Genomic DNA, 12,339 nt, shown 5'->3' on the forward strand with positions numbered 1-12,339 from the left:
GCTGACGCCGAAGCGTCAGCGCAGCGCGGCGGTGCGCATGACGAACGAGGTCGTCTCGATCTTGGCGGTCGCGCTGCCCGAGAAACTGTCGCAGGACAAACCCTGCATGGGATCGTCGGTGAAGCCCATGGCGATCACAGTCTGCGGTTTCACGAAATAGCCGCGCAACGCAACCATATCGAGCTCGCCCATCAGCGTGACGGACATCGCGCGGCTGGCGCTCGGCGACAGCATCACGATCTTGAGCCAGATGCTCTCGCCCTTGGCCGCGGACAGCCGGGTCGCCGTGGCGATCACGCCGTCGGTGTTCTTGCCAACGACGGTGTTGATCTCGGTGGCCGGCGCCTGGTTGCGGGCCGAGGCGGCGCGCGCCGTGCGCGTGACCGGCGCAGAAGCGGTGACGACCTTGGTGCGATCCACCGGAGAGGCGGCCGGCGCGTAAGCCAGTGCCTGGAAGGCTGCGTTGGAAATGCTCGCCGTCGGTTGCGGATCGGTGGCCGCGGCAAGCGCCTGGCGAGCCTTCAACGCGGCGATTTGGGCCGGCGTCGCCTGCTGTGGCGCAGACGGAATATCGTCCCAGAAGCCGCGGGCATTGATGATGTCGGCGGGAGTCTCGGGCTTGCCGGCGGCCGGCTTGTCAGCCACGGGCGCGGGCTTCGGTTGCGCAGCGAGCTGCGCGTCCGCCGAGGCGAGTTGGAGCGCGGCGGCGACCTGCGGCTTGGCGCGCGGCGTCGGCACCGGATCGGCCGGCTTGACTGCGGCGGCGACCACGGTCGGCGCCACTGGCTTGGCGGCCGGGGCGGGCGCGCCCTCATCATCCTCGTCACTGCTGGCGGCTGCCGGAGCCGATTTGCCCTTGAACAAGGCGGCGAAGAAGCCCGGCTTGCTGGCGCCGTCGCCATCGCCGCGCCGCTCGATGTCGGCCTTCGCGAGCTCATAGCCTTTCAGCGGTACGCCATCGGTCGGGATATGGACCGTGCGCTCGTCCGGGAAGACGCGGACGAGCTGGTCATGCGTCATGCGCGGCCAGTGCCGGACGTTGCCGGTGTCGAGATGCACGAAGGGCGAGCCGGAGGTCGGATAGAAGCCGACGCCGCCGCGCTGCAGGCGCAGGCCCGCGAAGCGGATCTGCTCCAGCGGCACGCCCGGAATGTAGAAGTCCATCGCATGACCCAGCATGTGCTGGCTGAAGCGCGCCACGCCCGTATGGGCGGAGCGGCGGCGAAGCATGGCGTTGGTGGCGGGAGAGCGATAGGAGGAAATGATCTGGATCGGCTGCTTGCCGTCAACGTCGCGATAGACTTCCCAGAGGATGTCGAACAGGTGACGGTCCATCACCGTCTCGTCCTGGGTGCGCCAATCACGCAGGAAGTGGTTGAGCTGCTTCAGCGCGGCTTCGTCGTAGCGGCCGTCGCGCTTGAAGGTGACGGTGAGATCTTCGCCCGAATGAGTGTGGTGGAAGGAGAGCGTCTTGGTTTCGTTCAGCGCGGCGGCGTTATGAACCGAACCGGCAGCCGCAAGCAGCACCAGCGAGGCGAGGCCGATCCGGGATCCGACCTTCACGCCCGCATGGGACAACGACAACGCAGCGAATTGGCGTGCGAAACCAGCCAGCACGTATGAGCCCACCCAGTCGACGAGCGTTCAAAATGGACTCTCCCGCCAACCCCGTTGGCACGCGAAAGAGGATGAACGCTTTCTTAAAACGAGAAGGTTAATTCGAGGTTGACCTTCCCGCCCCCAAACCAAGTCAGGTTACGATCCTAAACGGTTGACTGTGGCAAAAAAACGCCGGGATGCTCTGGCTCAGGTGCAGAATGGTTAACGCAAAACGACCCCATCCAAGGGATGGGGTCGTTGATTTCGTTGCGGAAGTTCAGGCGGTCGCGCGCCGCCCAAGCTCAGCGCGTGAACACCCGCTGGGACCGGCGGCCGACCGGGGCGGGCGGTGGGGTCGGGGGCCCGCCGCCGAACAGGCGCTCGAAGAAGTTCAGACCGGACGAGCCGCCGCCATTGTTGGCGAACGCCACGCCGCTCGGCAGCGTGGTTGCCGGGCGCGAGTAGCTCGGCTGGGAATGTGCGACGATCATTTCGAGGTCCTTGCCGCGGCCGTTCTTGAGGATGTTGATCATGGTCGCGTCGCGGCCATAGACGTCCTTGCGGAACTGCAGCTTGCCGGCGTCGTCGACGAACGCGGTCTGGTAGGTGATGTTGACCGGGATCGGCGTCGGGAACTTCAGATCGACCTCACCCGAGCCATACATGCTGCGCACACGCTCCGGGGTGTAGTGCTCGTTCGGCATGGTGATGTTGAGCAGCACGGAGGCGTACTGATCCGGATATTGCACGCGCATGCAGCCGTGACTGAAGGCGCGCTCGTCCTTGGCGAACAGGTACTTGTCCGGCGTGTCGTGCTGATAGACCAGGAACTTGTTGGGGAAGTTGAAGCGGATGCGGCCGAGCGCATTGGCTTCGCCGGGCGGCTGGGAGATGTGCACCGAACCGTCGCGGTTCTGCTCGAGCTTCAAGCCCATGCGCTGAAGCACGGTCGGGTCCTGCTGCAGCGCCGGCAGATATTCACCATAGACGATCGACGGCGGCACGTTCCAGGTCGGGTTGACCGTGATGTACTTCATCGTCTCAGTCAGCAGCGGGGTTGCATGCTGGCCCGGCTTGCCGGTGACGACGCGGGTGGTCCAGACCTGCTGGCCGCGCTGCATCACCTTCAGCGTGTAGTCGGGGATGTTGAGGATGACGTAGGCATCGCCCAGCGAGGGCGCGCCGAGGTCGCGCGGCAGCCAGCGCCAGCGCTCCATGTTGACCAGCACCGTGTCGATCTGCTTGTCACGCTTCGGGCTGTTCAGCGCCTTGACGGTCTTGTCGTCGAGCACGCCGGTCACCTTCATCTCGGCGCCGTCCTGGAATTTGCGCACGGCTTCGGCGACTGTTGCGTCATAATGGTCGTCGCTCGCGTTCTCGGTGATGCCGAGCTTGGCGCGGAGCTGCGGTACGCGCGGATCCTGCACGACGGTCTCGGCCTGCTTCTTGCCCCTGGCCGGCGTGTATTTCAGCGTCGGGCCGTCGGCGATCTGGATCACCGGACCGTCGCCCTGGCCGCGCAGCTGCGCGAGCTTGGCCTTCAGCTCCTTGTAAAGCTTCTGCGGCGGGTTGTAGCTGTCGAGCGCGGCGGAGGCGTCGGCAGCGGTCGTCACCTTGGCCAGCACCTCGTTCGGATCGACCGGATGCTCGGGATAGAGGATGTCGGCGCTGACCTGGGACCAGTGCACGCGGCCGCTCTGGGCCTGGCGCGCATAATCGAGCATGCTGGCGGTGAGTTTCAGCTCGGCATCGGCGAGGGCGTCGGGCGTCGTCGCCGCGGCGAAATCCGGCACGGGATAATCGGCGGGATTGAGACCGTCGGAGGCCGCATCCTTCAGCCGCGCGATCACGCCCTTCGCGGTAGCGGTCAGGGCGCCTCCTTGCGTCCACACCGGCGCGAAGTCGCGGCCACCGTAGAATTTCTCGACGGCTGCACGCTCGTTCTTGCGCTCGAAATGGCGCGAGGTCTTGGCGCCGATGATGTCCTTGAGCTTGTCGGCGACCGGCTGGTCGGCGGCGGGAACGTTGCTCGCGGCTTTTACCGGCTCGGCGGCCGGGGTCGCCGCTGCCGCAGGAGCGGCCGCCGGCGCCGCTGCAGTATCCGCCTTTGCAGGTTCGGAATTGGCAGGCTCAGATTTGGCTGCTTCAGATTTGGCGGGCTCGGTCTTCGCAGGCTCAGTGGTGGCCGTCTCGCTCTTGGCCGGCTCGCTCTTCGCAGTGTCGCTCTTCGCAGTGTCGCTCTTCGCAGTGTCGCTCTTGGGCGCCTCGGTTGCGGGCGTGGTTGCGACGTCGGACGGCTTGGTCTCGACCTTGACGGGGGCGGGAGCAGCTTCGGCCTTGGCTGGCTCCCTGGCGGCTTCCTTCGGCGCGTCCTGCAGTGTGGCGGTGGTGTCGAGCTTGATATCGGAGGCGGTCGGGGGCGGGACGTTTGCGGGCTCGGGGCGCGGGATCGCGGCTTCGATCGCGAGCTCGGCAGCGCTGCTGCGCGCCTGATCCTGTGCCAGCGCCGAGCCGGCGGATACCGTGAGGAATGTTGCTGCGACCGTCGCCAAAACGCGGTCAAATCCTACACGGTGGTTCAAACAGTCACGCATTGTGTCGCACCCCTTGGGTGAACTGTCCCTCGTGGACAGCTTTCGTTATTGCCTAATTGAGCTTCGGCCAGACCGTGCCGGCCTCTTGAAAGTTCGACGCCTGCACGCAACGATTCATACGCCGACGATATACAGGCCCCGTTTTTGCAGCTAGCGCTACCCCGGGAAACTCACGACAAACTGACTTCAAGACAGCCTGTTTGCAACGGATTGTGCGCCTTCGCCGCGTGCTTTTCCCGATGTCTGTCACTTCCAAGTCACGGTTTGAGTCGCCGCCGAATTTTGCCGTAATTCAACGGCTTGCGGGCGCGTCAATGCCGTGCGCGTCCCCTCGTTCGCATGAGGCTCAGTGCGTCTCCTCACCGCTTTTTCCGCCATGACCGGGAACTCCGGCTTCGTCGAGTTTGCGATAGAGCGTGGACCTGCCGATCTTGAGGCGACGCGCTACCTCCGACATCTGCCCGCGATAGTGCGAGATCGCAAAGCGGATGATCTCGTTCTCCATGTCCTCGAGTGGGCGCACATCGCCGGTCGCGGTCAGCATCGAGAGGGACCCTGCCAGCGGGAGCGGCGCGATCGGTATTTCATTACCTGATACCACCGAAGGCGCCGAGATCGGCTCGATCATCAACGGGGCGGTCGGAATCTCCGTTGCGGAATGCGGGTAAGAGGCCAGCAGTGGGAAATCGTCGAGACCGAGCTGGTCGCCCTCGCTCATCACCACCGCGCGGTAGACCGCGTTTTCGAGCTGGCGAATGTTGCCGGGCCAGTCGAGCTGGGTGAGATGCGCCACGGCCTCGCCGCTGACGCCGCTGATCGGACGGTTCTCCTCGGCAGCAAAGCGCGCCAGGAAATGCCTGAGCAGGTGCGGGATGTCCTCGCGCCGCGTCCTGAGCGAAGGAATCGTCAGCGGCAGCACATGGAGGCGATAGAACAAATCTTCCCGGAAGTGGCCCTGCTTGACCCGCTCCAGCAGCTTGCGGTTGGTCGCCGAAATGATGCGGACGTCGACCTTCACCGGCTTGCGGCCGCCGACGGACTCGACTGCGCCCTCCTGGAGTGCGCGCAACAGCTTGACCTGCGCGGTCAGCGGCAGCTCGCTGACCTCGTCCAGAAACAGCGTGCCGCCGTGAGCCTCGAGGAATTTGCCCGTGTGCCGTTCGGTCGCGCCGGTGAAGGCGCCCTTCTCGTGGCCGAACAGGATGGATTCGACGAGGTTGTCGGGGATCGCGCCGCAATTGACTGCGACGAACGGCTTTGCCTTGCGCTCGCCGCTGCCGTGGATGGCGCGTGCGAACATCTCCTTGCCGACGCCGGACTCGCCTTCGATCAGTACAGGAATTGAGGAATTGGCAGCCTTCTGCGCCGCGCGCATCACGCCCGCCATGGCTTCGGCGCGCGTGATGATGTCGGAGAAGGTCAGTCGGCCCTCGCGGCTGTGACGGATGCGCTGCAATTCGCCCTTGAGCGCGGAAGCGTTGAGCGCGTTGCGCAAGGAGACCTGGAGCCGCTCCATCCCGACCGGCTTGACGACGAAGTCGGCGGCGCCGGCGCGCATCGCCGAGATGACGTTGTCGATGCCGCCATGGGCGGTCTGCACGACGACAGGCACGCTGAGACCGGCCTCGCGGATCTTCGCCAGTACGCCCATGCCGTCGAGGCCGGGCATCACCAGATCGAGGATCACGGCATCGATCACTGGCGCGTCCGGGGCTGTGAGGGCTGATATCGCGGCGTCGCCGGACTCGACGACGACCGTCTCATAGCCGCATTTCTGCACCATGTTCTCGACCAGCCGGCGGGCCACAGCGTCGTCGTCGGCGATCAAAATACTGGCAGCCATGGTGTTCCCCGCACGCTACTACTATCTGTCTCGAATCGGGTCACTCTGGCCGAAGCCGATTAACGCACTCTTAAACCTTGATGCCCCCGCACGCCGTCGCGACTGTTGAACACAGGTTTTCCACACGATGAATTCGCGCCCCAGCTCCGCTCTCAAAAGACCAGCCACCAGGACATCCGTCGCCAAGAAATCCGCCGTCAAGGCAAAACCCTCCGCAAAGCCTGCGAGCAAGACCGGCAAGCTTCCGGAGTGGAACCTCGCCGATCTCTATTCCGGAATCGACGCGCCGGAAGTGGCGCGCGATCTCGAAAAGATGGATGCCGATTGCGTCGCGTTCGAGACCGACTACAAGGGCAAGCTCGCGACAGGCACAGCAAAGGAAGATGGCGGAAAATGGCTCGCGGATGCCGTGCGACGCTACGAGGCAATCGATGATCTCGCCGGCCGTCTCGGCTCCTATGCCGGTCTCGTCCATGCCGGCGACAGCGTGGATCCCAAGATTTCAAAGTTTTACGGCGATGTCTCGGAGCGATTGACGGCGGCGTCGACGCATCTGTTGTTCTTCGCTCTCGAGCTCAACCGCATTGATGACGATATTTTGAACCGCGCGATGCAAGCGCCTGAGCTCGCGCACTACCGTCCGTGGATCGAAGATCTGCGCAAGGAGAAGCCGTATCAACTCGACGACAAGCTCGAGCAGCTGTTCCTGGAGAAGGCGCAGACCGGCTATTCCGCCTTCAACCGGCTTTTCGACCAGACCATCTCCGGCCTGCGCTTCAAGGTCGGGGCAAAAGAGCTCGCAATCGAACCGACGCTGAATCTGCTGCAGGACCGCGACGGCGCCAAGCGCAAGGCCGCGGCGGAAGCGCTGGCAAAGACCTTCAAGGCCAATGAGCGCACCTTTGCTCTGGTCACCAACACGCTCGCCAAGGACAAGGACATTTCCGATCGCTGGCGCGGTTTCAAGGATGTCGCAGATTCCCGCCATCTGAACAATCGCGTCGAGCGCGAGGTGGTGGACGCGCTGGTCGCCTCGGTGCGCGCGGCCTATCCGAAGTTGTCGCATCGCTACTACGCGCTGAAGGCGAAGTGGTTCGGCAAGAAGCGGCTGGCCTATTGGGACCGCAACGCGCCGCTGCCGTTTGCCGCGACCGACGTGATCGGCTGGCCGGATGCGCGCAACATGGTACTGACGGCCTATCGCGGTTTCTCGCCAAAGATGGCCGACATCGCCGAGCGCTTCTTCACCGACCGCTGGATCGACGCGCCGGTACGTCCGGGCAAGGCGCCAGGTGCCTTCTCCCATCCGACCACGCCGTCGGCGCATCCCTATGTCCTCATGAACTACCAGGGCAAGCCGCGCGACGTGATGACGCTGGCGCACGAGCTCGGCCACGGCGTGCACCAGGTGCTCGCGGCAAAGAACGGCGCGCTGATGGCGCCGACGCCGCTGACGCTGGCGGAGACGGCGAGCGTGTTCGGCGAGATGCTGACCTTCCGGCGGCTTCTGGCGCAGACCAAAAGTGCAAAGCAGCGCCAGGCGCTGCTCGCCGGCAAGGTCGAGGACATGATCAATACCGTGGTGCGGCAAATCGCGTTCTATTCGTTCGAGCGCGCGGTCCACACCGAGCGCAAGAACGGCGAGCTCACCGCGACGCGGCTCGGCGAGCTCTGGCTGTCGGTGCAGGGCGAGAGCCTGGGGCCGGCGATCGAGATCAAGGCGGGCTACGAGAACTACTGGATGTACATCCCGCACTTCATCCACTCGCCCTTCTACGTTTATGCCTATGCCTTCGGCGATTGCCTCGTGAACTCGCTCTATGCCGTCTACGAGAACACGGCCGAAGGTTTCGCCGAGCGCTATCTCGACATGCTCGCGGCCGGCGGCACCAAGCACTATTCCGAGCTGCTGCGCCCGTTCGGGCTCGATGCCAAGGACCCGAAGTTCTGGGACGGCGGCCTCAGCGTCATCGCCGGGATGATCGACGAACTGGAGGCGATGGGTTGAGGGCAGAGGTGCCTGAATTTGGGGCAGCGACGGCGCATGGGATCTGTTGAACTGCGGTTCAGCAAAAGCGATCCCGGCGTTGCCGGATCCGCGATAATCGGGATTCCAAATGAGCCTATTTGCTGGAAAACTGCACCTTCGTGCCGTTGCCCTGCCCGAAGGTTTAAGGTATCCCAGCCGAAGAATTCGACTTTCGACTGGGGACATCCATGGCAGATCATAGCGAAGTTGCGTACAGCACCGCCGATGGCAACGACTACGTTGCGCACGAGCAGACCTACGAGGGCTTCATCAAGCTGGTGAAGTACGGCACCGCCGCGGTCGCCCTGATCGTGATTCTGATGGCGATCTTCCTCACCTAAATCGACCTTGGTGGCTGCCCACGCTTGCGGCGGCAGCTGCCCACAAAATTTGCAAACAAGCCGGTGCCAAAGCCGGTATGCAACGCTGCGGGAGTAACGCTACTTTTTTGTGCGTGCGCTGTCCCGCGCCGCCGGAGGACCTATGAAGATCGCCGTTGCCAAGGAAATTGATCCGTCGGAGCCGCGGGTCGCGGCTTCGCCCGATACGGTGAAGAAGTTTAAAGCGCTCGGCGCCGAGATCGCCGTCGAGCCCGGCGCGGGCATCAAGTCGGGCCTGCCGGATTCCGAATTCACGGCCGTGGGCGCCACCGTCAGCACTGACGCGCTCAAGGACGCCGACATCATCATCAAGGTGAAGCGTCCCGAGGCCTCCGAGCTTGCGCAGTACAAGCGCGGCGCGCTCGTCATCGCCATCATGGACCCCTATGGCAACGAGGCCGCGCTAAAAGCGATGGCCGATGCCGGCGTCTCCGCTTTCGCGATGGAATTGATGCCGCGCATCACGCGTGCGCAGGTGATGGACGTGCTGTCCTCACAGGCCAACCTCGCCGGCTACCGCGCCGTGATCGAGGGCGCCGAGGCCTTCGGCCGCGCCTTCCCGATGATGATGACCGCCGCCGGCACCGTTCCGGCCGCAAAGGTGTTCGTGATGGGCGTCGGCGTTGCCGGCCTGCAGGCGATCGCGACCGCGCGGCGCCTGGGTGCCGTCGTGACCGCGACCGACGTTCGTCCTGCCACCAAGGAGCAGGTTGAATCGCTCGGCGCGAAGTTCCTCGCTGTCGAGGACGAGGAGTTCAAGAACGCGCAGACCGCCGGCGGCTACGCCAAGGAAATGTCGAAAGAGTATCAGGCCAAGCAGGCAGCCCTCACCGCCGAGCACATCAAGAAGCAGGACATCGTGATCACCACCGCACTGATCCCGGGCCGGCCCGCGCCGAAGCTGGTTTCCGGCGAGATGGTCAGGTCGATGAAGCCCGGCTCGGTGCTGGTCGATCTCGCGGTCGAGCGCGGCGGCAATGTCGAAGGTGCGAAGCCGGGTGAGGTCGTCGACCTCGATGGCATCAAGATCGTCGGCTACACCAATGTCGCCGGCCGCGTCGCGGCCTCGGCCTCCAGCCTCTACGCACGCAATCTGTTCTCCTTCATCGAGACCATGGTCGACAAGAAAGAGAAGAAGCTCGCCGTCAACTGGGACGACGAGCTCGTCAAGGCCACTGCGCTCACCAAGGACGGCGCGGTGATCCATCCAAACTTCCAGCCGAAGGCTTAAGGAGAGCACGTCATGGAGCATGCTGCACAGGTCGTTGACCCCTTTATCTTCCGGCTGTCGATCTTCGTCCTTGCCGTCTTCGTCGGCTATTTCGTGGTGTGGTCGGTGACCCCGGCGCTGCACACGCCGCTGATGAGCGTCACCAACGCGATCTCCTCGGTGATCGTGGTCGGCGCGCTGCTGGCCGGCGGCGTCGCCAACGTCTCGAGCGGTTCGGGCTGGGCGCGCGCCTTCGGCTTCGTCGCGCTGATTTTTGCCTGCATCAACATCTTCGGCGGCTTCCTTGTCACCCAGCGCATGCTGGCGATGTACAAGAAGAAGTCGAAGTGAGCGGCCACCTCGGGCTGATGGGATCAATGGGGACCTGAGATGAGCGCTAATCTCTCTGCATTCTTGTATCTCGTGGCGGGGGTGCTGTTCATCCTGTCGCTGCGCGGACTCTCGAGCCCGGCGTCGTCGCGCCAGGGCAATCTGCTCGGCATGATCGGCATGGCGATCGCAGTCGCCACCACGCTGGCCAACCATCCGCCCGCGGACGGTCTCGCCTGGGTACTGGTGATTGTCGGCATCGCCATTGGCGCTGCGATCGGTGCGGTCATCGCCCGCCGCGTGCCGATGACGTCGATGCCGGAACTCGTTGCGGCCTTCCACTCGCTGGTCGGCATGGCCGCGGTGCTGGTTGCGGCGGGCGCATTCTATGCGCCCGAGGCCTTCGACATCGGCACCCCCGGCAACATCCATACCCAGAGCCTGGTCGAAATGTCGCTCGGCGTCGCCATCGGCGCGCTGACCTTCACCGGTTCGGTGATCGCGTTCCTGAAGCTGTCCGCGCGGATGAGCGGTGCTCCGATCATCCTGCCGGCTCGCCACGTGATCAACGTCGTGCTCGCGGTGGCGCTGGTCGCCTGTATCGTCGGCCTCGTCGTAACCGGCAGCCCGGTTTTCTTCTGGCTCAACGTCATCCTGGCGCTGGCCCTCGGCGTGCTCATGATCATCCCGATCGGCGGCGCCGACATGCCGGTCGTGATCTCGATGCTGAACTCCTATTCGGGGTGGGCCGCGGCCGGCATCGGCTTCACGCTCGGCAACTCGGCGCTGATCATCACCGGCGCGCTGGTCGGCTCCTCCGGCGCGATTCTGTCCTACATCATGTGCCACGCGATGAACCGGTCCTTCATCTCGGTCATCCTCGGTGGTTTCGGCGGTGAGACCGCAGCGGCTGGCGGTGGCGCAGGTGGCGAGCAGAAGCCCGCCAAGCTCGGCTCGGCGGACGATGCCGCCTTCATCATGAAGAATGCCTCCAAGGTCATCATCGTGCCCGGCTATGGCATGGCGGTGGCGCAGGCCCAGCACGCATTGCGCGAAATGGCCGACATCCTGAAGAAGGAAGGCGTCGAGGTGAAGTACGCCATTCACCCGGTCGCGGGCCGCATGCCCGGCCACATGAATGTGCTGCTCGCCGAGGCCAATGTGCCCTACGACGAAGTGTTCGAACTCGAGGACATCAACTCCGAGTTCGCCCAGGCCGACATCGCCTTCGTCATCGGCGCCAACGACGTCACCAACCCGGCCGCGGAAGAGGACAAGACCTCGCCGATCTACGGCATGCCTGTCCTCCAGGTCTGGAAGGCCGGCACAGTGATGTTCATCAAGCGGTCGCTCGCCTCGGGTTACGCGGGCATCGACAATCCGCTGTTCTATCGCGACAACACCATGATGCTGCTCGGCGACGCCAAGAAGGTGACCGAGAACATCGTCAAGGCGATGTAACGCGAGCCGTGCGTCGACTTGCACGCCACCGCTGCGGTGGCGTGCGCTCCCGCCGAGGCCCGCGATGACTATCCTCAAATGGATCGCCATCATCCTCGCAGCCGGCTATTGCGCCGGGCTCGTCCTGCTGTTTGCGAAGCAGCGCGCCCTGCTGTTTCCGATCCCGACCGCCGAGCGGACCGCGCCCGCCGCCGCAGGATTTCCGCGAGCCGAAGAACACGTCCTGACCACGTCCGACGGCGAGAGGGTCATCGTCTGGCACGTGGCGCCAAAGCCCGGCCATGCCGTGGTGCTGTACTTTCACGGCAACGGGGATTTTCTCGCGGGACTTGCCGGGCGCTTCAAGGCGATCACGGCCGACGGCACCGGACTCGTGGCGCTGTCCTATCGCGGCTATGCGGGCTCCAGTGGCGCGCCAAGCGAGGACGGCCTGCTGCGTGACGGAGCGGCCGCGTATTCATTCGCAGCGGCGCGCTACGATGCCCAGCGCATCGTCGTGTGGGGATTTTCGCTTGGGAGCGGCGTTGCCATTGCCATCGCGTCCGAGCATCCGATCCGGAAGCTGATCCTCGAGGCGCCCTACACGTCGATTGCGGACGTCGCGGCCGCGCATTTCCGCTTCGTTCCGGTCCGCCTCCTGATCCGCGATCCGCTCCACTCGGACCGGCGCATCGCACAGGTCGCTGTGCCGCTCCTGATCGTCCATGGCGCGCAGGATCAGACCATTCCGATCGCATTCGGCGAGAAGCTGTTCGCGCTGGCGCACGAGCCGAAGCAGTTTGTTCGCATTCCAGAGGGCGGACATGACGATCTCGGCAATTTTGGCATGGTTGGGATTGCGCGGCGCTTTGTCAACGGCTCCTGAGGGCTGACGAGCGCGACGTTCTCGCGCA

The 12,339-nt window shown here is 64.5% G+C and carries 9 protein-coding genes; 6 read left to right on the forward strand and 3 right to left on the reverse strand.

Annotation, left to right across the window (positions count from 1 at the left end; translation table 11 throughout):
• Window positions 1–15: 15 nt before the first annotated feature.
• From XH88_RS33920 to XH88_RS33930, 3 genes are all read right to left on the reverse strand, one after another.
• Window positions 16–1,629, reverse strand: coding sequence for a DUF882 domain-containing protein (locus XH88_RS33920; RefSeq protein ID WP_271672547.1), 1,614 nt, complete (start codon window positions 1,627–1,629; stop codon window positions 16–18).
• 272 nt (window positions 1,630–1,901) lie between these two features.
• Entirely contained in the window at window positions 1,902–4,193 is a 2,292-nt protein-coding gene (locus XH88_RS33925) for a L,D-transpeptidase family protein (RefSeq protein WP_271672548.1), read from the reverse strand.
• A 346-nt stretch (window positions 4,194–4,539) separates the two neighbouring features.
• Window positions 4,540–6,036 carry a sigma-54-dependent transcriptional regulator gene (locus XH88_RS33930; protein ID WP_271672549.1) on the reverse strand — a complete coding sequence of 499 codons (1,497 nt, stop codon included), beginning with the start codon at window positions 6,034–6,036 and terminating at the stop codon, window positions 4,540–4,542.
• A 127-nt stretch (window positions 6,037–6,163) separates the two neighbouring features.
• Here XH88_RS33930 and XH88_RS33935 point away from each other — a divergent pair, with 127 nt between their 5' ends.
• The 6 genes from XH88_RS33935 to XH88_RS33960 all read left to right on the forward strand — a co-directional run bounded on the left by XH88_RS33935 (window position 6,164) and on the right by XH88_RS33960 (window position 12,311).
• Window positions 6,164–8,044: a M3 family oligoendopeptidase gene (locus tag XH88_RS33935; RefSeq protein ID WP_271672550.1), complete on the forward strand. Its 1,881-nt coding sequence runs from the start codon at window positions 6,164–6,166 to the stop codon at window positions 8,042–8,044.
• Window positions 8,045–8,253: 209 nt separating this feature from the next.
• Window positions 8,254–8,406 carry an aa3-type cytochrome c oxidase subunit IV gene (locus XH88_RS33940; protein WP_209958841.1) on the forward strand — a complete coding sequence of 51 codons (153 nt, stop codon included), beginning with the start codon at window positions 8,254–8,256 and terminating at the stop codon, window positions 8,404–8,406.
• A gap of 142 nt (window positions 8,407–8,548) precedes the next feature.
• Window positions 8,549–9,676, forward strand: coding sequence for a Re/Si-specific NAD(P)(+) transhydrogenase subunit alpha (locus XH88_RS33945; protein ID WP_271672551.1), 1,128 nt, complete (start codon window positions 8,549–8,551; stop codon window positions 9,674–9,676).
• Between the two features lie 12 nt (window positions 9,677–9,688).
• Entirely contained in the window at window positions 9,689–10,006 is a 318-nt protein-coding gene (locus XH88_RS33950) for a proton-translocating transhydrogenase family protein (protein WP_014492434.1), read from the forward strand.
• 39 nt (window positions 10,007–10,045) lie between these two features.
• A complete protein-coding gene (locus XH88_RS33955; protein WP_271672552.1) occupies window positions 10,046–11,446 on the forward strand; it encodes an NAD(P)(+) transhydrogenase (Re/Si-specific) subunit beta in 1,401 nt (466 codons plus the stop codon).
• A 64-nt stretch (window positions 11,447–11,510) separates the two neighbouring features.
• Complete coding sequence (locus XH88_RS33960; RefSeq protein WP_271672553.1) at window positions 11,511–12,311, forward strand: alpha/beta hydrolase; 801 nt, start codon at window positions 11,511–11,513, stop codon at window positions 12,309–12,311.
• The last annotated feature ends 28 nt before the right edge of the window (window positions 12,312–12,339 follow it).

Origin of the sequence: Bradyrhizobium sp. CCBAU 51627 (assembly GCF_028128765.1) — a bacterium.
Taxonomy (GTDB): Bacteria; Pseudomonadota; Alphaproteobacteria; order Rhizobiales; family Xanthobacteraceae; genus Bradyrhizobium.

Bases quoted from the DNA above. Each gene is read 5' to 3' on its own strand.
- XH88_RS33925 (WP_271672548.1), bottom strand. From the start codon at position 4,193: ATGCGTGACTGTTTGAACCACCGTGTAGGATTTGACCGCGTTTTGGCG.
- XH88_RS33930 (WP_271672549.1), bottom strand. From the start codon at position 6,036: ATGGCTGCCAGTATTTTGATCGCCGACGACGACGCTGTGGCCCGCCGG.
- XH88_RS33935 (WP_271672550.1), top strand. From the start codon at position 6,164: ATGAATTCGCGCCCCAGCTCCGCTCTCAAAAGACCAGCCACCAGGACA.
- XH88_RS33940 (WP_209958841.1), top strand. From the start codon at position 8,254: ATGGCAGATCATAGCGAAGTTGCGTACAGCACCGCCGATGGCAACGAC.
- XH88_RS33945 (WP_271672551.1), top strand. From the start codon at position 8,549: ATGAAGATCGCCGTTGCCAAGGAAATTGATCCGTCGGAGCCGCGGGTC.
- XH88_RS33950 (WP_014492434.1), top strand. From the start codon at position 9,689: ATGGAGCATGCTGCACAGGTCGTTGACCCCTTTATCTTCCGGCTGTCG.
- XH88_RS33955 (WP_271672552.1), top strand. From the start codon at position 10,046: ATGAGCGCTAATCTCTCTGCATTCTTGTATCTCGTGGCGGGGGTGCTG.
- XH88_RS33960 (WP_271672553.1), top strand. From the start codon at position 11,511: ATGACTATCCTCAAATGGATCGCCATCATCCTCGCAGCCGGCTATTGC.